A 21,278-nucleotide genomic window follows, 5' to 3' on the forward strand; every position below is an offset into this window, starting at 1 on the left:
GCGATCCGTTCGCGCAGGTTCAGGAAAGATCAGAAGGTCTCGGCGGCAAGCTGCGCGATTTTGGGGTTCAGCGGCGGCGGCGTCAGGTCGACGTCCTTTTCCAGCACGCTCAGTGCCGCACCAATCGCCGCCAGGCGCGCGGATTTCTTGTCCCGCCCGTCGACTTTCACCCATGGCGCACGCGGTGTATCGGTCTTCGCCAGCATATCCGCAATCGCCGCTTCATAGGCGGGTCGTTTCGCACGATTGCGAAAATCCTCCGCCGACAATTTCCAGTGCTTCTTCGGGTCCGCCAGCCGGGCCTTTAGACGCGCATCCTGCGTCGCCTCGTCGACATCCATGAACAGCTTCACCATACGCACATTGTCCGCTGTCAGCAGTGCCTCGAAATTGTTGATTTCCTCATAGGCGCGCTGCCACTCCGCCGCGCCTGCGAAGCCCTCGACCCGTTCGACCAGAACGCGCCCGTACCAGCTGCGGTCGAAAATGCCGATGACGCCGTGCGGCGGCATGCGCCGCCAGAAGCGCCACAGATAGTGATGCTGCCGTTCTTCCTCATCCGGCGCGGCAATCGGCCAGACCTGATAGAAGCGCGGATCGAGCGGCATGGTCAGGCGGCGGATCGTACCGCCCTTTCCCGCCGCGTCATGCCCTTCAAAAACGATCACCGCCCGCCGGTCGGTCCGCATGTAAACGGACTGAACCGCGACCAGACGCTCATGGAGCGCGGCGAGATCGTCCTTGTAGCTCACGTCTTCGGCGCGTCGTTCGCCTTTGCCTTTGGCAGGTTCAGTTTCAGATGCAGCTCTCTCAACTGCCGCTCGTCGACCGGCGACGGCGCGTTCATCATCAGGTCTTCCGCCTTCTGGTTCATCGGGAACAGCACCACCTCGCGAATGTTCGGCTCGTCGGCCAGCAGCATGACAATACGGTCGATGCCCGGCGCGGACCCACCATGCGGCGGCGCGCCATATTTGAACGCGCCGATCATGCCGGCGAAATCGCGGTCGACGTCCGCCTGCGTATAGCCGGCGATCTCGAACGCCTTGTACATGATGTCCGGACGGTGGTTCCGGATCGCGCCCGACGACAGCTCGACGCCGTTGCAGACAATGTCATATTGCCACGCGAGAATATCGAGCGGGTCCTTCGTCTCCAGCGCGTCCAGTTCACCCTGCGGCATGGAGAAGGGATTGTGCGAAAAGATGATCTTGCCGGTATCCTCGTCCTTCTCGAACATCGGAAAGTCGACGATCCAGCAGAAATCGAAGCGGTCCTGGTCGATCAGTTCCAGCGCTTCGCCAATGCGAATGCGTGCCTGCCCGGCCAGTTTCGCCGCCTCGTCCGGCGCGCCCGCAGCGAAGAAGACGCCGTCATTTTCCTGCAGGCCAAGCGCGTCGATCAGCTTCGCCGTCGCGTCTTCGCCGTGGTTCTTCGCAATGGGGCCGCCCGGAACGCCGTCGGTAATCTTGATATAGCCAAGACCCGCATGGCCCTCGCCGCGCGCCCAGTCGTTCATCTCGTCGAAGAACTTGCGGCTTTTCGCACCTGCGCCCGGTGCCGGAATGGCGCGTACGACATTGCCGGTTTCGACCATCTTCGCGAACAGGCCAAAGCCGGACCCCACGAAATGGTCGCCGACATCGCTGATCATAATGGGATTTCTCAGGTCCGGCTTGTCGGACCCATATTTCAGCATCGCCTCGCGATAGGGAATGCGCGGGAACGGCGCGGCTGTCACCTTCTTGTCGCTGAATTCGCGGAAAACGTTCTCCAGCACCGGCTCGATAGTGGCGAACACGTCGTCCTGGGTGACGAAGCTCATCTCGAAATCAAGCTGATAGAACTCGCCCGGCGACCGGTCGGCGCGCGCATCCTCATCGCGGAAACACGGCGCGATCTGAAAATATTTGTCAAAACCCGCGACCATCAGCAGCTGCTTGAACATCTGCGGTGCCTGCGGCAGCGCGTAGAATTTGCCGGGATGCACCCGGCTCGGCACCAGATAATCGCGTGCACCCTCGGGCGAGGAGGCCGTCAGGATCGGCGTCTGCAGCTCCTGAAACCCCTGGTCCGTCATGCGGCGGCGGATCGACGAAATCACGTTCGAGCGCAGCATGATGTTCTGGTGCATCTTCGTGCGCCGCAGATCGAGATAGCGGTATTTCAGGCGAATATCTTCGGGATATTCCGCATCGCCAAACACCGGCATTGGCAGTTCCTCGGCGCGCGATTCGACCGACACCGTCGCGGCGCGCACTTCGATGGCCCCCGTGGGCAGGTCGGCATTCACCGTTTCATCCGACCGTGCGACGACCTTACCTGTCACGGTCACGACGCTCTCGACCCGCAGCGCGTCCAGCACGGCGAAATCGCCCTCGCCTTCTTCGGCAACGACCTGGGTAATGCCATAATGGTCGCGCAGATCGACGAACAGCAGGCCGCCATGATCGCGTTTCCGATGAATCCAGCCCGACAGGCGAACCTCGCCGCCGACATCGGCCTTGGTCAGCTGTGAACAATCATGCGTGCGGTAGGCGTGCATCTGCGAATAACTCCGATACTGGTCTGGAATGGGCGCTGGCGCGTCACGCCGCGGCGCACTAGATGACTTGCGATGAACGAATATCAACTGATTACCGACACCGCCACCCTCGAAACCTTCGTAGATGAACTCCGTTCCGCCGACTTCGTCACGGTGGATACCGAATTTATGCGCGAAAGCACTTATTATCCAGAACTTTGCCTGATTCAGATCGCGGGCAACGGCAAGGCCGCCGCTGTCGACCCAAAGGCGGATATAGACATGGAGTCATTGCTCGACCTCCTTGTCGAGGATGAAGTGCTGAAGGTCATGCACGCCGCCGGTCAGGATGTGGAGATCGTCTACAACCTGACCGGAAAGACCCCGTGGCCGCTGTTCGACACGCAGATCGCCGCCATGGCGCTTGGGCTCGGTGAACAGCTCGGTTATGCGGGGCTTGTCCAGCAAATGCTTGGCGTTACCCTCGACAAGGGCGCGCGGTTCACCGATTGGGCCCGCCGCCCGCTCGACCAGCGCCAGCTCGACTATGCGGTCGCCGATGTCACGCACCTGGCTGACCTGTTCCCGAAAATGCTCGCGGATATCAAACGCCTCGACCGCGGGTCATGGCTCGATGAGGATATGAAGCGCCTCACCGACCCGGAAACCTATGCCAATAATCCCGATAAGGCGTGGATGCGCGTCAAGTTTCAGGGGCGTAATCCAGAGGCGCTTGGCCGCTTGAAAGCTCTCGCCGCCTGGCGTGAGCGTGAGGCGCAGGAAAAAGATCTCCCCCGCGGCCGCATCGTCAAGGACGAAACACTCGCAGACCTTGCCGGACACCCGCCAAAGGGTCAGCAGGATCTGTCCCGCATCCGCGGCCTCTCGAAAACATGGGCAAGTAACGACATCGGCGCGCGCCTGATGGAGGCCGTCGAAAACGCAGCGCCCATGCCAAAATCGGAAATGCCGGACAAGCCGAAGGGACGCCCGCGCCTCGGCGCCGATTCCGCCCTGATCGCCGATCTGTTGAAACTGCTCCTGAAGGTCCGCTCAAAAGAGGCCGATGTCGCTGCCAAACTCATTGGCAGGGCGCAGGATCTCGAACGCATCGCCGCAGGCGAACGTCATGATATTCCGATGCTGACAGGCTGGCGCTACGAAGTGTTCGGCAAAGACGCTCTCGCACTTGTCGAAGGCAATCTCAGCTTCGCCGTAAAGGATGGCAGCATGGTCATGACGGAAATCTGAGGCAGGTGTCCTCAACCGTCTGCCCATCGGCGCGCCATATATTCCGGTTCCGCGGATATCGCCTGAACCAGCACCAACGCCGTCATTTTGGTCTCATATGATCCGGACGTCGTAGGGCATTGCCAGGTGCGCAGCCAGCAGCGTCAGCCGGCGCTCGACTGCACCCGACCACAATGTCGCCATATCCTCCGACAGTTCCAGGATCACATACTCGCCGTCAGACCTGAGCGCGCTGTTCTTCAGCGGATGCGCGGTCCCGCCGGTAAGCCGTTGTCCCAGCCTCAACGCCAGTCCCCACGCCGTCGCCCGCTCTATTTCCTCATATCCGGCCAGCAATCCCAGGGGGCTGTGCAACTGGTCATCCAGCTGACCGCCATAAAGTGCGTACAGCGCCGCCCCAAGCATGGCGCGCCCTCTCTGGTCGATCCCGGCCCAGTTCCCATGCAGCGCCATATGCAGCGCGCGTTCGGCCCGAAAGTCGGGATGTGCCCGCCACGCGATATCGCTCAATTCCGCCGCCGCCCGGCGCAGCCGCGTTTCCTCGGCAGGCTCGGCCTCGAACATGCCCTCCATCCAGCGCATCAGCGCCCCGGCATGCTGCGGAAAGCGGCCAATTGCGGTGCCCTCCTCACGCGCGGCGGAAATCAGCGGGTCACGCCGGGCCAGTTCCTCCGGCAGTCCATCGAAAAATACGCCTTCGCGGATCCCATAGGCGCTGACGACGGCATGGCTCGACCCCAGCCGTTTCATCACATGTCTCAGCAGGAGCGCCGCACCCGGCAGATGCGGCGTCCGTGATGTCGATACATTGGTGATGGAGCGCATCCGCTTCTGCCGCAGGTTCGGCACCGCCCGGGCCAGCCGGTCGACCGCCTTCGTCGACAGCTCATACTGATGCACGATGTGCAGGGGGTGACCCGTCAGGTGCATTTCCAATTGCGCCAGTGCACGCCACGATCCGCCAACCATATAGAATGGCAGACCTTTTCCTTCGACCAGCCAATCGACCTGATCCAGGGCCTTTTTCACCAGCCGCTGCATCTTCTCCGTGCCGCCCTTGCGGGCCTCGGCGAGTTTCAGGGAACCGATGGGCAGCGACATGACCTTGCGCGGCTGACCGTTCTTCAGCCGCACCAGTTCCAGGCTACCGCCACCAAGATCGCCGACGATCCCGTCCGCGCCCGGAATGCCGCCGAGCACGCCGAGGGCCGCGTATCGCCCTTCTTTCTTGCCATCTATGACCTCGATATCGATGCCGGTGTCCGCCTTGACCTTCGCGACGAAGTCCGGGCCATTGACCGCATCGCGCACGGCCGCCGTGGCAAAGGCCTCGATGCTCGACACGTTCATGTCCGCGCACAGCATGGCGAAGCGCTTCAGCGCTGAATGCGCCTCCGCCAAGTTTGCCTCGGCCATGTAGCCATCGATGGCAACTCCGGTTCCCAGCCCGGCCATGACCTTCTCGTTGAACAGCGCGAAGGGCGTGCGCCGGTCCTTGCGGAATACCACCAGGCGGATCGAGTTCGAGCCGATGTCGATAATGGCGCGGATCAGTTCACCCGAACTCGGCGCGCCCATGGTCACGATGTCGTTCAAGCGATGTCAGCTTTTCTCGGGCCATTGGACAGGTTCAGACGCGGCACGTCCGGTGCGTCTTCGATGACCGTCCCGCGTCCGGAAAGCGAGGGGTTGTTCATGAAATAATGATGCAGGTTGAAGGAATCCCCTGTCGCGGTGATGCGGCGATAATGGCCATCCGCCATCAGTTCCCAGCTCTGCTCGGTATCCTTCAGATTCGCCAGCAGGACCTGATCGATGATCTGGTCATGCACAGTCGGGTTTCTGACCGGTACCAGCGCTTCGACGCGGCGGTCCAGGTTTCGCGGCATCAGATCGGCGGAGGAGATAAACAGGTCCGCCTTGTCGGACGGCAGTTCGCTGCCGTTCGCAAAGGCATAGATCCGGCTGTGTTCCAGAAAGCGTCCGACGATGGATCGCACCCGGATATTCTCCGACAAACCCTCGACACCGGGCTTCAGACAGCAGATTCCGCGAATGACGAGATCCACCGGGACGCCCGCCCGGCTTGCCTCGTACAGCCGGTCGATCATCTGCGCATCCACCAGCGAGTTCATTTTCAGCCAGATGCCGCTCGGTTTGCCCGCACGTGCATTCTCGATCTCACGCTCGATCAGCGACGTTAGTTTCTGCCGCAGGCCGTGGGGAGAGATCGACATCGCTTCCAGGCGCTTCGGTTCCACATAAGACGTCATGTAGTTGAATATCTGCGAGGCGTCCCTGCCCAGCACGGGGTCCGCCGTGAACATGCTGAGGTCGGTGTAGATCTTCGCCGTGAACGGGTGATAATTCCCCGTTCCGAAATGGCAGTATGTCCGTAGCCCCTGTCCCTCGCGCCTGACCACGAGCGACAGCTTCGCATGCGTTTTCCATTCGATAAAGCCATAGACGACCTGTACGCCCGCCCGCTCCAGCTCCGCGGCCCATGCGAGGTTCTGCTCCTCGTCGAATCGCGCTTTCAGTTCGACGACGGCGGTGACCGATTTCCCGGCTTCCGCCGCGTCGATCAGCGCCCGGATGACGGCCGACTGCTTGCCCGCGCGGTAGAGTGTCTGCTTGATCGCCACGACCTCGGGATCGGCCGCCGCCTGCCGCAGGAATGCGACCACCACCTCAAAACTCTCATAAGGGTGGTGGACGACGATATCCTTCTCGCCGATGGCACTGAAACAGTCACCGCCATGTTCGCGGATGCGTTCGGGAAAGCGCGCCGTATAGGACGGGAATTTCAGGTCGGGCCGCGCTTCGTCATATAGCTGCATCAGATCGCCTACGCCGATAATGCCATCGACGCGCGCGACATCGGTTTCGTCGATCCTAAAGGCTTTGCGCACCACGCGGCGCAGCTTGGCAGGCATGTCGATATCGACTTTCAGCCGAATGACTTCCCCGCGCCGCCGACGCTTGATCGCGCTTCTGAAATAGCGAACAAGATCTTCGGCCTCTTCCTCGACCTCGATGTCGCTGTCGCGAATGATGCGGAACACACCGTCGCCGTCAATGGCATAGCCCGGGAACAATTCGTCAACGAACAGGCGGATAACGTCTTCTGTCGCGATATAGCGCGCGTCCGCCCCCGGCAGGCGCACGAAGCGCGGCAGTGCGAGCGGCAGCATTACCAGCGCCAGCAGTTCCTCACCCGTTTCAGGATGTGCCAGCGACATGACGATGCCGAGCCCCTTGTTCGAAATGAACGGGAACGGATGCGCAGGATCGATCGTCTGCGGCGTCAGCACCGGAAAAATCTGTCCCAGGAAAAAATCCGACAGCCATTCGCGCTCGGCGGAATCTATCGTCCTGGGCGTCAGCACCTCGACGCCCGATGCCTCCAGCGTGTCGCGCAGCTCCGACCAGATGACCTGCTGCTGCGACATCAGGCGTTCCGCCTCCACAAGCACCGCCGCCAGCGTTTCGCGCGGATTCAGGCCGTCGGGCGAAACCGTCTCGACATTTTCATCGACCTGTCCCTTCAGACCGGCCACGCGAACCATGTAGAACTCGTCGAGATTGTCGCCCGAAATCGCCAGGAATTTCAGCTGCTCCAGCAACGGGTGGTCCGGATTTTGCGCCTCTTCCAGCACGCGCTCGTTGAATTTCAGCCAGGACAGCTCCCGGTTGAAATAGCGTCCCTCGCCTTCGATAGCGTCGTCAGACTTCGCCAATTCCACCTCAATCAAGCTCCCTGATATCCTGAAATAGCGTTGATCTTGCCAGCGGCACGGTCAGTGTTCGTCCTGTCGACAATACCGCCACGTCAAGCGTCGCGGCGGCGTCGCGAATGGCAGCATAACGCCTTTCCAGCCTCGGCGCGACATAGGCGATGACCTCGGGCTGCGGGACCAGCCCGCGCGCCGCCAACGCCTTCGCCAGCAGTTCAGGGATCAACATATCGTCCGGGGCACCGATCTCGATGAGCGGCAGCGCCCGCAGCCGGGAGGCGAGGTCGGGCAACCCGATATCCCATTGCGCGGGCGGCGTGCGCGCCGTCATCAGCAAGGCCGCGCCGCCATTTCGCGCCCGGTTGCACTGATGGAACAGCGCCGTCTCGTCGCGCCCCCGGTCGACATCCTCCACCAGCGACAGCGCATCGCCCGCTTTCCGCAACGCCAGGCGCGCCAGATGCGATTTTCCCGACGCCTCCGCGCCGATCAGGATCGCCGCCTGGTCTGGCCAGTCGGACGGCGCGTCGAGCGCCGCCACCGCCGCGCGATTGGCCTCCGTCACGAACAGCCTGTCCGCGCCCGGACCACCGCGATAATCGAGCGGCAATGGCATCTGCATCCTCACTCGCTATCCGCAGCGGGTCCGGCCTCGGCGCTGTAAATCGGACTTTCCAGATAGGCGCGCATGACGGCACGTACGAGCACCGCCAGGATCGCCGCGATGGGGACCGCCAGAAAGACACCCCAAAGCCCGGCCAGCTCACCGCCTGCGAAGACCGCGAACAAAACCCACAAAGGGTGCAGACCGATGCGTTCACCAACCAGATTCGGCGTCAGGATCGAACCCTCAAGCACTTGCCCAAGCTGAAAGACCAGAAAGATCAGGAACAATTGCCACCAGTCCAGCCCGAACTGCCCAAGCCCCACCAGCAGCGCGAGCGCAACGGAAATAACCGCGCCCAGATAGGGAATGAACGCGAGGATTCCGGCAATCAGTCCGAGCACGAGCGCATAGTCGAGGCCGGTCAGCCACCACCCCGCCGCATAGCAAAGCGCCAGCACGAAACAGACCAGGAACTGGCCGCGGACGAACCCGGCCAGCGCATGATCCATGTCCGTCAGAAGGCTCTTGATGCGGTCGGCATGGCGCACCGGAAAATAGCGCTGCACCTGCGCGGTCAGATCGTCGAAATCCCTCAATGAATAGAACGCCACGACCGGCATGATGACCAGCAATGCCAGTAGATTGGCGACCGCCAGGCCCTGCGCCAGCACGCCGCGCATGATGGTCGTCGCAAACTCCGCGCCGCGCTGCAGCATGTCGTCCGTCACACTCTCCAGATCGACCAGCAAATTCGCCTGCGCATAGAGCTTCTCCGCCAGCGGCCGAACCGTGTCGACAAGTCCCGGCAGGGTCTCGATCAGCGCCTCGAACTGCGAGACCACGAGCGGCGCGATAAGCAGGATAATGCCGATGAAGACGGCAAAGAACAGCGTCAGGACAATCGCCGTCGCGACCCATCGTCTTATCCCCTTCTCCTCCATCCGGTCGGCAACCGGGTCCAGCAGATAGGCAATAACAAGCCCGGCGATGAAAGGCGGCAGGATCGCGGCCGTCTGCCAGACGAACCAGACGATGATCGCAGCCAAAGCCAGCCAGCCCCAGTGAAGCGCTGGCAACCGGATCGACCGCCCCAGAAAATCAGTCTGCATGATGCCCCCTCATAACCGTTCCCGCGCTATTGCGAATCGGGAAGCAGGGATTGCGGTGCGCCCTCTTCGGCGGGTGCCGCCGGTTCCGGGCGCTCCGCGGCATCGGGTTGCCGGTTTCCAGGCCGCTCTTGCGGTTCCGCGGGCGCAGGGCGCGCGCCCGGCGGCGCCGTGCCGGGCGCGCCGACAGCCGGTGCCTCAGGCGGAGCGGGAACAGCGCCGGGCGTTCCCCCCGCTGACACTGGCGGCGACAGCGGCGCTTCGCCATCGATCCGCGGCCGCAGACGGTATCCCGCCTCACCCGGCTCCAGCCGCAGGCCGCGCCGGTCCAGCGCATAGCGCAATCCCTCATAGCTGCCGATAAATCCGATCCGCACGGTGGACGTGCCGCCTATGTCCAGAACATCAAGCGCGGCCTGTTCGATCTGGGGCACATCATTCAGCACCGTTTCGATCCGCCGCCAGCTCTCGGCCGTGGCCGTCACCACGCTCGCGGTCACGGATTGCCCCGCTTCAAATCCGTCATCCAGCTGGTCCGCCGCCGTTTCAATCGGCGCGAGCGCGAGGCTCAGCGCGTCATCGGCGCGCAGCGTCCCGTCCTGCAGCGCGCTGGCATATAGCCCGTCCATGCGCTTTACCGCGCGCTGCATCATCGCCGCCGCTTCGGCGGGACCGCCCGCTGTCAGCTGAAAACTGTCCAGAATCCGGGCATCAGGCCCGTGCCGCGCCACGAAGGTCGCAATGATCGGCCCGCCGGGATAGCTGCGCCGCATATCTGCCTCGGCAATCAGCACATTGTCCGCCCGGTATTTCGACAGGGCCGAGCGCCAAATTGCCCGATCGTCCCGCTTCGTCTGCCACGCGCCCAGAAGAATGCGGTCGCCCGGTGTCCCCTGCGGCTTTACATAGTCGATCACACTCGAATCCGAGCCGAATTCGCGCCACGCCGCGAACCATTCGCTGTCGGGGTCGAGTGTCGAAACCGCGCCTGCCTCCTTCAATACGGGAATCAGCAGCAAAGGGCGCGATTGCAGTACCCTTGCGCCCGCTGGCAGGCGGCGGCCCGCGCGTACACGGTCAAATACAACGCCAAGCGTCGCAATATAACGCCCGTCGCCAAAACGCTCTTCCTGCACCTCGATCGAATCGATCATCGCGTCCAGCGCGGCGTCCGACATGCCCGGCGCGGCCGCTTCACCCGCACCGGTCAGCCGGGCCCATAATTTCGGCCAGGCACGGCGCGGGGCCTCCCGGAACGCGGCATCGCGCGCCTGCTCCGCGGACTTTGCCCGTACATCAAGGTGAATGCCATGAACGGCGAACGCGGCCCCCGTCGCTGAACTTTCCTCGGCTGGCGGCGCATCCTGCGCCGCCAGCGACGTGATCGCCGCCAGCACGAAACCCAGCGCCGCCAGCGCGTGAAAAACTCTAAACCACATGATGTGCGCTCTAACGCAAAGGGGGATGCAATTGGGAGTCGGATTCTGCGCCTCATCCCGCTACATCCTCGGCTCATATGACTGACGATAAGAAAAACACCGGTTACACCTATGCTGAGGCGGGTGTCTCCATCGCTGCCGGCAACGCCCTCGTCCGCGCCATCGCACCGCTTGTGGCGGCGACGAAACGCCCCGGCAGTGATGCCGACATTGGCGGCTTTGGCGCATTTTTCGACCCAAAGGCGGCCGGTTTCAAAGACCCGCTACTGGTCGCGGCGACCGATGGCGTGGGTACAAAACTGAAACTCGCCATCGATACCGGCACGCACGATAGCGTTGGCATCGACCTGGTTGCGATGTGCGTGAACGACTTGATCGTGCAGGGCGCGGAACCCCTGTTCTTTCTCGACTATTTCGCGACCGGCAAGCTCGAATCAGGTGTTGCGGAGGCCGTCGTCGCGGGCATCGCAGAGGGGTGCCAGCAGGCTGGCTGCGCCCTTGTCGGCGGCGAAACCGCGGAAATGCCGGGCATGTACGGCCAGGGTGATTATGACCTTGCCGGTTTCTGCGTCGGCGCGGTCGAGCGCGGTCAGCAGCTGACCGGCGACAATATCGCCGCGGGCGACGTCATCCTCGGCATTGCGTCCAGCGGTTTCCACTCCAACGGCTATTCCCTGGTGCGTCGCATCGTCGATGATTTCGGCCACGGGCTGGCGGAACCTGCCCCGTTCGACGATACTCGGCCGCTTGGCGAGGCGCTCCTCGAACCGACGCGTATCTACATCAAGTCTATCCTGCCTTCGGTGCGCGCAGGCCACATCAAGGCACTTGCCCACATCACCGGCGGCGGCCTCCTTGAAAACATCCCGCGCGTGCTTGGAAAACAGCATCGCGCCATCCTCGACGCCGCCTCATGGCCGCTGCCGCCCAGCATCGACTGGGTGCGCGAACAGGGCGGTATCGCGCCTGACGAACTCGCGCGCACCTTTAACTGCGGCATCGGCCTTGCGATCATTTGCGCACTTGCGGATGTCGAGGCGCTGACCGCCGCCCTCGAAGAACAGGGCGAAGCCGTCTTCCGGATCGGCCATATCGAGGACGGCCCCCGTGCAACGACCGTCAGCGGTCCGGCAGGAAGCTGGGGCAGTGACGAAGCCTGGACCGCCCACCACGATGGCTAGGCGCGCGCGCCATGCCTGAAAAAGCACGCGTGGCCATTCTGATCTCTGGCACCGGCACGAACATGGCCGCACTGCTATACGCCGCCAAAGCCGATGACTGCCCATATGAAGTGGTCCTGGTCGCCAGCAACAATCCCGATGCCCCCGGACTCAGGCTTGCCGATGCGGAGAACATCCCGACATGGGCCAAAAGTCACAAGGGCATGGACCGCGCCGCCTTCGACACCGAAATCGGCGCGGCGATCGAAGACGCGCAGGCCGGTTACGTTGCGCTCGCCGGCTATATGCGCCTGCTGTCACCGGAATTCGTCGCCCGCTGGCAGCACAGGATGCTGAATATCCACCCATCATTGCTGCCAAAATACAAAGGTCTCGACACCTGTCAGCGCGCGCTCGACGCGGGCGACAGTCACGCGGGCTGTTCCGTGCACCTCGTCACCGCTGAAGTCGACGACGGCGAAGTCCTCGCCCAGACCAAGGTCGCCATCACCGATGGCGACACCGCCGAAACCCTTGCTCGCCGCGTGCAATTTGCCGAACACCAATTGTTTCCGCGCACCCTCGCCCGCTGGGTCACACGCTACCACGCCCCCGACTGGCTCCTGTCAGAAGTCACCAAATACGCGCTCGCCCTGCCCGAAACCGAAGCCCGCGATACGCACGGCTCGCCCGGCTTCCGCTGCATCAAAGGCAAATATTTCGCGATCTTCAGCCAGAATCACCACGGCGACGAACGCGTCGCATTGCTCGTCAAGACCAGCGGTCAGGATGAAATGAACACTCTTATCGAGGCGGATCCCGAAACCTATCACCGCCCGGCCTATTACGGCGCGTCAGGCTGGGTGGGCGTCCGTCTCGACACCGGCGAGCCCGACTGGGACCTTGTCGAAACCTGGCTCCGGAAAAGCTGGCGCGCGGTCGCCCCCAAACGCCTGACAAAACTCATGGACGCCGCCGACGAGTTCTAAAGGTGCCCCCCCCTTGCTTGCGCCGAGCCAAGCCAAAGCCACTACCACTCCCCCAAATCCCGATCATCCTGAGCGCAGTCGAAGGACGCACCCAGGCTGCGGTAAGACCATCGTGCGTCCCTCGACTGCGCTCGCGATGATGAAATCCAGGTTCACCGCAAAAAAGGCCCGCCGCCTCCGCAATCCGGACGCAGCAGGCCTTTTCATTTTCCACAAGGAAAACCAGTAAATTACAGCAGGCTACTCACCCCAAATAGCAAGCAGCAGGCGCATGAATTCACCCGACGATCTCGTCTTCCGTGAAGAACTGCGCGATCTCGATCTGCGCATTCTCGGCACTGTCGGAACCATGCACGCTGTTCGCATCGATGCTTTCCGCGAATTCGGCCCGGATCGTACCAGCGTCGGCATCGGCGGGGTTTGTTGCGCCCATGACTTCACGATTCTTGGCGATGGCATTCTCGCCCTCAAGCACCTGAACGACGACGGGGCCTGATGTCATGAAGCTGACGAGGTCATTGTAAAAAGGACGCTCGGCATGAACCTCGTAGAATTTCTTGGCCTGCGCTTCGGTCAGCTTCACGCGGCGGCTGGCGACCACGGACAGGCCGGCATCTTCCAGCTTCTTGGTAACGGCGCCGGTCAGGTTGCGACGCGTTGCGTCAGGCTTGATGATCGAGAAGGTGCGTTCCATCGCCATGGCGAGGTCTCCAATTCTATTGTTGATGTCAGGATTTGATGAATTTCGGATGTGCCGCGCACATATGGTGCGCCGCACAAAACCGCAAGCTTAAGCCCGCTTTTCCCAACCGCGTTCGCCTTGCGCCCAATAGGCGATCGCGACCCCGTCCCGGTCAGACAGCGCCTTCCAATGTTGCCGCGCCGCCGTGACTACGTCCTCATCATTGCCGTCGAACAGGAACAGCACCCGCCTGAACCCGGCCTCTTCGCCCGGCAGACGTCCCGCCATCGCAATGGCAAGGTCCGCCGCGTTCGCGCCCTCGAACGAATCCGCGATCAGCAGCGGCTGCTCCGAATCGTGCTCAGTGCCGGCAATGCCGTGCGGCAGGAAACTGTCCTGATCGAAGGTCCACAGCACATCATCCACCGCATCCGCCTGCGCCGGATCGCCAATGTGGACCAGCACGCGGTGCCCCGCCCTCAGCGCCTTTACCGCCAGCTTGGGCAGCACGGCCACCGGCGCGGCCCGCGTGCAATGATAAAAACCGATGTCCATCTGTTGCCTAGCTTTCGAGCACGTCTCGGACATATTGATCCAGCAACCGGACGCCAAAGCCTGTCGCCCCGCGATCATGCAGCCTGCGCGCCTTTGTGTCCCAAACCATGCCGGCGACATCCAGATGCGCCCACTTCACGCCGTCCTGAACGAAGCGTTTCAGGAACTGTGCGGCGGTAATCGACCCCGCATCCTTGCCGCCAACATTTTTCATATCGGCAATCTGACTGTCGATCTGCCGGTCGTAGCGCGGCGCAAGCGGCATCCGCCACAATTTGTCGCCGCTGGTCGCAGAGGCTTTCAACAGGTCCGCTGCCAGCCCCTCATCATTGCTATACGCACCGGCATATTCATGTCCCAGCCCGATGATGATCGCGCCTGTCAGCGTCGCAAGATCGACCAGCACGTCCGGCTTGTACGTCTCCTGCGCCCACCACATCGCATCGCACAGCACCAAACGCCCTTCGGCATCGGTATTGATGACTTCGATGGTCTGCCCCGACATGCTGGTGACAACATCGCTAGGGCGCTGCGCCTTGCCGTCGGGCATGTTCTCCACCAGTCCGCAAATGCCGACAATGCGTGCCTTGGCCTTGCGGCTGGCGAGGGCGACCATGGTACCGGCAACCGCGCCCGCGCCGCCCATGTCCCATTTCATGTCTTCCATGCCCGCCCCGGGTTTCAGGCTGATGCCGCCCGAGTCGAAGGTAACGCCCTTCCCGACAAAGACATGGCTGGTCTTCTGGTCGCCGTCCGTCCCGTCCCACTCCATGATCAGCAGCCGCGATGGCTGTTCGGAGCCAAGCCCGACACCCAGAAGGGCATGCATCCCGGCCTCTTCCATCTGCGCCTCGTCCAGCACCTCCACCTTCAGGCCGGGGATTTCCAGCGCCCTGATTTTTTCGACAAAACTCAGCGGATAAACCTTGTTCGCGGGCTCGGACACGAGATCCTTGGCAAAGGCCACGCCCTTCACGACGCCCTCCCATTCGGCCCACAGATCTGCCGCGCCGTCGGCCGCGCCCATGATCTCGACCTTTTCCAGCGAGACCTTCTGCGTCTTCGGCTTCTTCGTAAAATAATGGTCGAAAGCATAACCGCGCTGGGCGATGCCCACCGCCAGATGCGCCGCTGCCTCCTTCGCATCAAGGCCAAGGTCAGAAAGACCGCTCATATCGACAACCGCGCGCACATCGCCGGAGCGCAGCAATTTCGCCGCCAGCGCCGCTCCGATTTTTTCCCAGCGCGCCGCATCGCCTTTTCCGGCTTCGCCCATGCCGACCAGCAATACGCGATTGGCGTCATTGCCAGCGACCGCAAGCAGATCGACGGTGGCAGCTTCGCTGCCCGTGAACCGTGCGGTATTCGCCGCCTTGCGCAGCGCACCGCCGCCATTTTCATCAACCGCCTGCGCGCCTTTCGAAAGGACCATGTCTTTCGCGGAAAACACGACGAGCGCGGCAGCGCTCGCTGACGCTTCTGAAACAAATTCGATCTGCATGTGGACATTGCCTCCTCTGATTGAGCATCGCTTCTACTCACCTCGGCGCGCGCCGCAACAGCCGTGCTTGCCGCAAACCTGCCGCCGCCCTATCAAGCCGTTTCAAAACCAGTCGCCCATAGAAAAAGCCGTTTCCCCTCCCGGAGTAGCCCAACATTTCCGTTCGCCGCCGATATCTTGGTCATATCCTGCCGATCCTCCTTCTCGGTTCGGCGGTGCCTGCCATGGCGCAGGATATCATCGACCAGACCAGGGAAACGGTTCAGACGATTGACGCACCGGAACCGGTGGACTTCGCCGCCGACCAGCTCAGCTATGACGCGGACACCAAAACGGTCACGGCCACAGGCGAAGTCGTTGTCGTGCGCGGCGGCTACCGCCTTACCGCCGACGAGGTTACCTATCGCCGCGATGATGGCGTGGTCACTGCGACCGGGAATGTTGTCGTCATCGATCCGGGCGGGAATGAAATCAACGCCAACGAAGTCGCTCTGACGGACGAGTTGAAGGACGGTGCCATCGACGGTTTCCTGCTGGTCCTGCAGGACGGCGGACGGCTGGCGGCATCGACAGGGGCGCGCAAGGACGGCATTTCCAGCCTGAACCGCGCCATCTATTCACCATGCGACGTCGTCGACTCCAATGGCTGCCCGAAAGAACCGCTGTGGCAGCTCAAGGCTGACCAGGTGTCGCACGACCCGGAGGCCGGAAAGATCCGTTATAAGGACGCCCGGTTCGAATTCTTCGGTGTCCCCGTCCTCTGGCTGCCATCCCTGTCACATGCCGACAATGTGGAGGCGCGCGCCAGCGGCCTCCTGATTCCCGACCTTCGCGTTGACCGCTCAACGGGCGTGTCGGTCACACAGCCCTATTTCATCGACCTCGCACCCAATCGCGATCTTGTGGTATCGCCGACGCTGTATACCGAGGTGAATCCGTCGCTCGGCCTCGAATATCGCCACCTGACTAGCAAAGGCCCGTTTAAATTTGGCGGCCAGGTCACGGTTTCCGGTGTCCAGGAAAACCGTGTCGGATCGCCATCGCTGACCACGACGGAGGACGAGCTTCGCTTCTACCTCTACGGCAATGGCAGCTTCCAGCATGACGAGCATTGGCGCTCCACATTCGGTATTCGCGCCACCAGCGATGATACATTCCTGCGGCGCTACGATATCAGCCGTGACACGAATCTCAGGAATTTCTACCGCCTCGAACGACAGGATACGGACAGTTTTCTGAACATCGAGGGCTGGGCGTTTCAGGGCCTGCGCGCGACAGACGATCAGGGCCTCATTCCCATCGCCCTTCCCATCGTCGACTTCACCTATGCACCGCAGGACAGGCTGATGGGCGGGCGCCTTACCTTCGACGCCTCGGGTGCCGCCATCAACCGCACGGATGGCATGGACAGCTACCGCGTCAGCGCCGGCGCGGAGTGGCAGCGCCGCGGCTTTACCGCCCTGGGGCAGCGCATCACCGCGACCGCCCTCCTGCGCGGCGACGCCTACCGCACCGACGACAGCGACCGCGCCGAATTCCCGATCTACGCTGGCAGGGACGGCTGGCAGGGACGCATCATTCCCGCCGCAGCGCTGGATATTGAATGGCCGCTGGCGGGGCCCGCCTTCGGCGGCACGCAGATGATTACGCCCCGCGTCCAGTTCAGCGCATCGCCGACTGGCCTCAATGACGACATCCCGAATGAGGACAGTCGCTCCGTCGATCTTGAATCGACCAACCTATTCGACATCAGCCGTTTTCCCGGCCACGACCGGTGGGAGGGCGGCGCGCGCGTCACCTACGGTGCCAGCTGGAGCATCCGACGCCCGCGCATTCTGTTCGAGGCGGATATCGGCCAGTCATACCGCCTTAACGACACGCCTTCGATCCTGCCCAAGGGGACGGGACTCGACGAGAATTTCTCGGACTTCGTCGGTCGCAACACGCTTCGTATCGGCCGCCGTTTCGACCTCACCCACCGTTACCGCCTGGACAAGGAAAGCTTGGAGATACGCCGGAACGAAGTCGATCTGACCGTGGGCGGCCGCCGCGACTATCTTACCGTCGGCTATCTCAGGCTAAACCGCAACATCGGCATTGAAGACCTGGCGGACCGTGAAGAGGCGCGCGCAGGCGGACGATTGCAACTCGCGCGTTACTGGTCGATCTTCGGCAGCGTTATCATCGACCTGACCGGCGCGCGGGACGACCCGCTGAGCCTTTCCGACGGGTTTGAACCCGTTCGCCACCGCCTCGGCATCACCTATGAGGACGAATGCTTCGAATTCGGCGTGACATGGAAGCGCGACTATGTGTCCGACCGCGACTTCGAGCGGGGGAGCAGCTTCCTGTTCCGCGTATCTCTGAAAAACCTGGGGCGCTAATTCCCCGTTCAGTCGAAATTTGGCAAATGGCTGACATATCGTGCCTCGCCTGCTAGGGCGCAGACCGAAACGAATGACGCAGCAAATGATGATGGTGCACAAGACCTGCACCGGTCCATGGAGTTTTTGAATGATTGCCAGAACGCTTCGCATCCTTGCAGGCGCCCTTGTCGCCGTCAGCGGCAGTCAAATTGCGCAGGCGCAGCAGGAAAACATCACTGATGAGGACGTGGCCAATGTGCCGATCCTTTCCAGCCTGATGAAGGCGCCTGACATCCGCCTGCTCACGCAGGAATCGGATCCGTCCGTTCGCAAGGCCAATGCCATCGTCAATGGCGACGTGGTCACCGATACCGACGTCGAGCAGCGCCTGAACCTGGTTCTGGCCGCAAATCCCACACCGGTGGAAGATGCCGAAAAAAGACGCCTTCGCATGCAGATCATGCGGAACCTGATCGACGAAAAGCTGCAGATTCAGGAAAGCCGCGACAACGATATCATCATCGCGCCGCAGGAGCTTGAACAGGCATATCGCCGCGTTGCCGGCAACTTCAATATGGAGCCGCAGCAGTTCGAGGAGTATCTCGCTGAGCGCGACACCAGTCACATGGCGATCCAGCAGCAGATCCACGCCGAACTTGCCTGGCAGCGTTTGCTGCGGCGCCGCGTGCAGCCCTTCGTGAATGTCGGCGATGACGAGGTCGAAGCCCTGATCGCGCGTCTTGAGGCTTCAAAGGGCACCGACGAATACCGTATCGGCGAACTGGTCTTCTTCACCAGTCCGGAAACCGCCGCCGATACCATGGCCGACGCGCAGCGGATCGTCGAACAGCTGCAGCAGGGTGCCTCCTTCGTCGCTTATGCCCGGCAATATTCGCAAAGCTCGACGGCGACGCTGGGCGGCGAACTGGGCTGGGTGAAACTTGAACAGCTAAGTCCTGAACTCCAGCCGATTATCAGCCAGTTGCAGGAGGGGCAGATTACCCGCCCGGTACAGCTTCCCGGCCGCATCGTCATTCTTGCCCTCATCGACAAGCGCCAGATATTGACCGCGGACGAGAATGACGCGCTTCTCAGTCTGAAACAACTCAACGTGCGTCTGCCCGCGGATATTTCGCAGGAGCAGGCAGAGGCGCTGGCGCGGCGTATTCAGACGGAAGTCGCCGGCATGGGAGGGTGCGGCGGCATGGAAGCGGTCGCCGAACGGCTTGGCGGCGAAGTCACCGTCAACGACCAGATCCGCCTTGGCGATCTGCCGCCCCAGCTGAAGGGCATTATGACCCAGTTGCAAACCGGCCAGTCGACACCGCCATTCGGTTCGGCTGAAGAGGGGATCAAGGTCCTGACCATGTGCGGGCGTGAACAGGGGCAGGCTGTCGCCGCTCCGGACTTCGATAATATGTTCGCTCAGCTTGAGGAGGAGCGCGTCAACATGATGGCCCGCCGTTATCTCCGCGATCTCAGGCGTGATGCCATTATCGACTATCGCTGATTTGATCGGGGGGACCGGCCGGTGATCGAACCAATCGCGATCGCTCTTGGCGATCCCGCAGGCATCGGTGCTGAGATCACGGCGAAGGCCTATGCCGCGCGCCAGGACAGCGCTTTGCCCTGCATCTTCGCCATTGGCAGCCGCAGGGCACTTGAAGGGGTCTGGGACGGCCCCATCGAGACCATAGAGACGCCATGTGACGCCCGCGAAGTCTGCGCGCGCGCCTTGCCTTTGATCGAACTTGAACTTCGAGAGGACATCGTCCCGGGCCAACCCACGATGGAGGGTGCCCGCTGCGCCCTCGCCGCCCTTGAATCCGCGACCGGCCTCGTCCGGTCCGGCAAGGCCGGCGCGCTTGTCACCGCGCCTGTCTCAAAGTCCCAGCTCGCCACTATTGGCTTCACCCACCCCGGCCAGACCGAGTTCATTGCCGAGCGCTGCGGCGTGGCCCGCACCAGCATCGCCATGATGCTGACCGCGCCGACATTGCGCACCGTGCCCGTCACCATGCACAACAGCATCGCCAGCGTGCCCGAACTGCTGACGACTGAGCTTGTCGCCGCGCGAATCCGCGCGACCGCGCGCGGCCTGACGCGGAATTTCGGCATCGAACGTCCGCGCATCGCCATTGCGGGGCTCAATCCGCATGCCGGTGAAAACGGCATGATGGGTGACGAGGAGGACCGCATCATCAGACCCGCGATGGACATGCTGGCGGGCGAGAACATGACCCTGTTCGGCCCGCTTTCCCCCGATACCATGTTTCACGAGCGCGCCCGCGAAACATATGATGCCGCCGTTTGCATGTATCACGACCAGGCTCTCATTCCCTTGAAGACATTGCATTTCGACGAGGGTGTGAATTTGACACTTGGCCTGCCCATTGTGCGCACCAGTCCGGATCACGGCACCGCCTTCGATATTGCCGGCAGGAACATGGCGCGTCCTGACGCCATGATCGCCGCCATCGAAGTCGCCGCTTCGTGCGCCCGGCGCCGCGCGCTTGACGAGGCGTGAAACTCGGCCTTCCGCCGCTTCGCGAAACCATCGCCGCGCACGGCCTGACAGCCAAAAAGGCCCTCGGCCAGAACTTCCTCCTCGACCCCAATCTCCTTGCGAAGATCGCCCGCATTCCCGGCGACCTTACCGACCAGACGGTTTACGAGGTTGGCCCCGGTCCCGGCGGCCTGACCCGCGCCCTTATCGAGGCAGGGGCGACCGTAACCGCCGTGGAGCGCGATGCACGCTGCCTCCCTGCCCTCGCCGAGATCGCAGAGGCCGCCCCCGGCCGCCTGACGATCCGCGAAGATGACGCCCTGGCTATTGACGGCCAGGCGCTCTTCACCCGGCCCGCACACATCGTCGCCAACCTGCCTTATAATATCGGTACCGCACTTCTGGTCCGCTGGCTTGAGGCGGACCCCTGGCCGCCCTGGTGGGCAAGCCTCAGCCTGATGTTCCAGCGCGAAGTCGCAAAGCGGATCACGGCAAAACCGGACAGCGGCGCTTATGGGCGTCTTTCCGTCCTTGCGCAGTGGCGCAGCAAGCCGAAAATCGCGATGACGCTCCCCGCGCGCGCTTTTGTTCCCGCGCCAAAGGTCGAGTCCGCCGTCGTCCACATCATCCCTGCAAAGGCCCCCGCTGGCATCCGCCCGGCGACAATATCCCGCCTCACTGCCGCCGCCTTTGGACAGCGCCGCAAAATGCTCAGAACCAGCCTCAAATCCCTTCCCGGCGCGTTGGACGCCCTTGAGGCGACAGGCACGGACGGCCAGCGCCGCGCCGAAACCCTGTCAGTGGAGGAATTTGTCGCGATCGCGAAGCAATTGGAAAATTAGAACCCGAAAATGC

General features: G+C 62.4%; 17 protein-coding genes. 7 read left to right on the top strand and 10 right to left on the bottom strand.

Going from position 1 to position 21,278, the window contains the following annotated elements; all coding sequences use genetic code 11:
* Positions 1-29: 29 nt before the first annotated feature.
* Positions 30-752, bottom strand: coding sequence for a polyphosphate kinase 2 family protein (locus tag KCG44_RS09580; RefSeq protein ID WP_218445870.1), 723 nt, complete (start codon positions 750-752; stop codon positions 30-32).
* On the bottom strand, positions 749-2,545 hold the full coding sequence (gene aspS / locus KCG44_RS09585) for an aspartate--tRNA ligase (RefSeq protein WP_218445871.1): 1,797 nt from the start codon (positions 2,543-2,545) through the stop codon (positions 749-751). Before aspS ends, KCG44_RS09580 begins: the two co-directional genes overlap by 4 nt.
* 72 nt (positions 2,546-2,617) lie before the next feature.
* Here aspS and rnd point away from each other — a divergent pair, with 72 nt between their 5' ends.
* The gene (gene rnd, locus KCG44_RS09590) at positions 2,618-3,775 is read left to right on the top strand and encodes a ribonuclease D (RefSeq protein WP_218445872.1); all 1,158 of its coding nucleotides are present in this window, start codon (positions 2,618-2,620) and stop codon (positions 3,773-3,775) included.
* Between the two features lie 93 nt (positions 3,776-3,868).
* Here rnd and KCG44_RS09595 read toward each other — a convergent pair whose 3' ends face one another.
* Genes KCG44_RS09595 through KCG44_RS09615 form a run of 5 tightly spaced genes read right to left on the bottom strand, consistent with a single transcriptional unit; the run spans position 3,869 to position 10,664 of the window.
* Positions 3,869-5,371: a Ppx/GppA phosphatase family protein gene (locus KCG44_RS09595; protein WP_255536463.1), complete on the bottom strand. Its 1,503-nt coding sequence runs from the start codon at positions 5,369-5,371 to the stop codon at positions 3,869-3,871.
* Positions 5,368-7,515, bottom strand: a complete 2,148-nt coding sequence (locus tag KCG44_RS09600) for an RNA degradosome polyphosphate kinase (RefSeq protein WP_218445873.1) — start codon at positions 7,513-7,515, stop codon at positions 5,368-5,370. The genes KCG44_RS09595 and KCG44_RS09600 overlap by 4 nt, the downstream gene beginning before the upstream one ends.
* Positions 7,516-7,522: 7 nt before the next feature.
* On the bottom strand, positions 7,523-8,128 hold the full coding sequence (locus KCG44_RS09605) for an HdaA/DnaA family protein (RefSeq protein ID WP_218445874.1): 606 nt from the start codon (positions 8,126-8,128) through the stop codon (positions 7,523-7,525).
* Positions 8,129-8,136: 8 nt separating this feature from the next.
* A complete protein-coding gene (locus tag KCG44_RS09610; protein WP_218445875.1) occupies positions 8,137-9,228 on the bottom strand; it encodes an AI-2E family transporter in 1,092 nt (363 codons plus the stop codon).
* A 26-nt stretch (positions 9,229-9,254) separates the two neighbouring features.
* A complete protein-coding gene (locus tag KCG44_RS09615) occupies positions 9,255-10,664 on the bottom strand; it encodes a hypothetical protein (protein ID WP_218445876.1) in 1,410 nt (469 codons plus the stop codon).
* A 77-nt stretch (positions 10,665-10,741) separates the two neighbouring features.
* Here KCG44_RS09615 and purM point away from each other — a divergent pair, with 77 nt between their 5' ends.
* Together purM and purN are read left to right on the top strand one after the other, a co-directional pair.
* Positions 10,742-11,845, top strand: coding sequence for a phosphoribosylformylglycinamidine cyclo-ligase (purM, locus tag KCG44_RS09620; RefSeq protein ID WP_218445877.1), 1,104 nt, complete (start codon positions 10,742-10,744; stop codon positions 11,843-11,845).
* Between the two features lie 11 nt (positions 11,846-11,856).
* Positions 11,857-12,813, top strand: coding sequence for a phosphoribosylglycinamide formyltransferase (gene purN / locus KCG44_RS09625; RefSeq protein ID WP_218445878.1), 957 nt, complete (start codon positions 11,857-11,859; stop codon positions 12,811-12,813).
* Between the two features lie 277 nt (positions 12,814-13,090).
* Here purN and ndk read toward each other — a convergent pair whose 3' ends face one another.
* The 3 genes from ndk to KCG44_RS09640 all read right to left on the bottom strand — a co-directional run bounded on the left by ndk (position 13,091) and on the right by KCG44_RS09640 (position 15,551).
* Positions 13,091-13,513, bottom strand: coding sequence for a nucleoside-diphosphate kinase (ndk, locus tag KCG44_RS09630; RefSeq protein ID WP_218445879.1), 423 nt, complete (start codon positions 13,511-13,513; stop codon positions 13,091-13,093).
* A gap of 90 nt (positions 13,514-13,603) precedes the next feature.
* Positions 13,604-14,050 (bottom strand): DNA polymerase III subunit chi, encoded by a 447-nt coding sequence (locus KCG44_RS09635; protein ID WP_218445880.1) that lies wholly within the window; start codon positions 14,048-14,050, stop codon positions 13,604-13,606.
* A 7-nt stretch (positions 14,051-14,057) separates the two neighbouring features.
* On the bottom strand, positions 14,058-15,551 hold the full coding sequence (locus KCG44_RS09640) for a leucyl aminopeptidase (protein WP_218445881.1): 1,494 nt from the start codon (positions 15,549-15,551) through the stop codon (positions 14,058-14,060).
* A gap of 224 nt (positions 15,552-15,775) precedes the next feature.
* Here KCG44_RS09640 and KCG44_RS09645 point away from each other — a divergent pair, with 224 nt between their 5' ends.
* The 4 genes from KCG44_RS09645 to rsmA all read left to right on the top strand — a co-directional run bounded on the left by KCG44_RS09645 (position 15,776) and on the right by rsmA (position 21,265).
* Entirely contained in the window at positions 15,776-17,935 is a 2,160-nt protein-coding gene (locus KCG44_RS09645) for an LPS-assembly protein LptD (RefSeq protein ID WP_218445882.1), read from the top strand.
* Positions 17,936-18,065: 130 nt separating this feature from the next.
* Positions 18,066-19,427: a peptidylprolyl isomerase gene (locus KCG44_RS09650; RefSeq protein ID WP_218445883.1), complete on the top strand. Its 1,362-nt coding sequence runs from the start codon at positions 18,066-18,068 to the stop codon at positions 19,425-19,427.
* Positions 19,428-19,451: 24 nt separating this feature from the next.
* Positions 19,452-20,444: a 4-hydroxythreonine-4-phosphate dehydrogenase PdxA gene (gene pdxA, locus KCG44_RS09655; RefSeq protein WP_218446297.1), complete on the top strand. Its 993-nt coding sequence runs from the start codon at positions 19,452-19,454 to the stop codon at positions 20,442-20,444.
* Entirely contained in the window at positions 20,441-21,265 is an 825-nt protein-coding gene (gene rsmA, locus KCG44_RS09660) for a 16S rRNA (adenine(1518)-N(6)/adenine(1519)-N(6))-dimethyltransferase RsmA (RefSeq protein ID WP_218445884.1), read from the top strand. The genes pdxA and rsmA overlap by 4 nt, the downstream gene beginning before the upstream one ends.
* Positions 21,266-21,278: the final 13 nt, after the last annotated feature.

The organism is Pacificimonas pallii (genome assembly GCF_019204005.1).
In the GTDB taxonomy this organism is placed as follows: Bacteria; Pseudomonadota; Alphaproteobacteria; order Sphingomonadales; family Sphingomonadaceae; genus Pacificimonas; species Pacificimonas pallii.

What these genes read in the sequence shown, in the direction of transcription:
- KCG44_RS09640 (WP_218445881.1), bottom strand. Translation starts at nt 15,551, where the DNA reads ATGCAGATCGAATTTGTTTCAGAAGCGTCAGCGAGCGCTGCCGCGCTC.
- purN (WP_218445878.1), top strand. Translation starts at nt 11,857, where the DNA reads ATGCCTGAAAAAGCACGCGTGGCCATTCTGATCTCTGGCACCGGCACG.
- ndk (WP_218445879.1), bottom strand. Translation starts at nt 13,513, where the DNA reads ATGGCGATGGAACGCACCTTCTCGATCATCAAGCCTGACGCAACGCGT.
- purM (WP_218445877.1), top strand. Translation starts at nt 10,742, where the DNA reads ATGACTGACGATAAGAAAAACACCGGTTACACCTATGCTGAGGCGGGT.
- KCG44_RS09645 (WP_218445882.1), top strand. Translation starts at nt 15,776, where the DNA reads ATGGCGCAGGATATCATCGACCAGACCAGGGAAACGGTTCAGACGATT.
- KCG44_RS09605 (WP_218445874.1), bottom strand. Translation starts at nt 8,128, where the DNA reads ATGCCATTGCCGCTCGATTATCGCGGTGGTCCGGGCGCGGACAGGCTG.
- rnd (WP_218445872.1), top strand. Translation starts at nt 2,618, where the DNA reads ATGAACGAATATCAACTGATTACCGACACCGCCACCCTCGAAACCTTC.
- aspS (WP_218445871.1), bottom strand. Translation starts at nt 2,545, where the DNA reads ATGCACGCCTACCGCACGCATGATTGTTCACAGCTGACCAAGGCCGAT.
- KCG44_RS09610 (WP_218445875.1), bottom strand. Translation starts at nt 9,228, where the DNA reads ATGCAGACTGATTTTCTGGGGCGGTCGATCCGGTTGCCAGCGCTTCAC.
- KCG44_RS09635 (WP_218445880.1), bottom strand. Translation starts at nt 14,050, where the DNA reads ATGGACATCGGTTTTTATCATTGCACGCGGGCCGCGCCGGTGGCCGTG.
- KCG44_RS09650 (WP_218445883.1), top strand. Translation starts at nt 18,066, where the DNA reads ATGATTGCCAGAACGCTTCGCATCCTTGCAGGCGCCCTTGTCGCCGTC.
- KCG44_RS09615 (WP_218445876.1), bottom strand. Translation starts at nt 10,664, where the DNA reads ATGTGGTTTAGAGTTTTTCACGCGCTGGCGGCGCTGGGTTTCGTGCTG.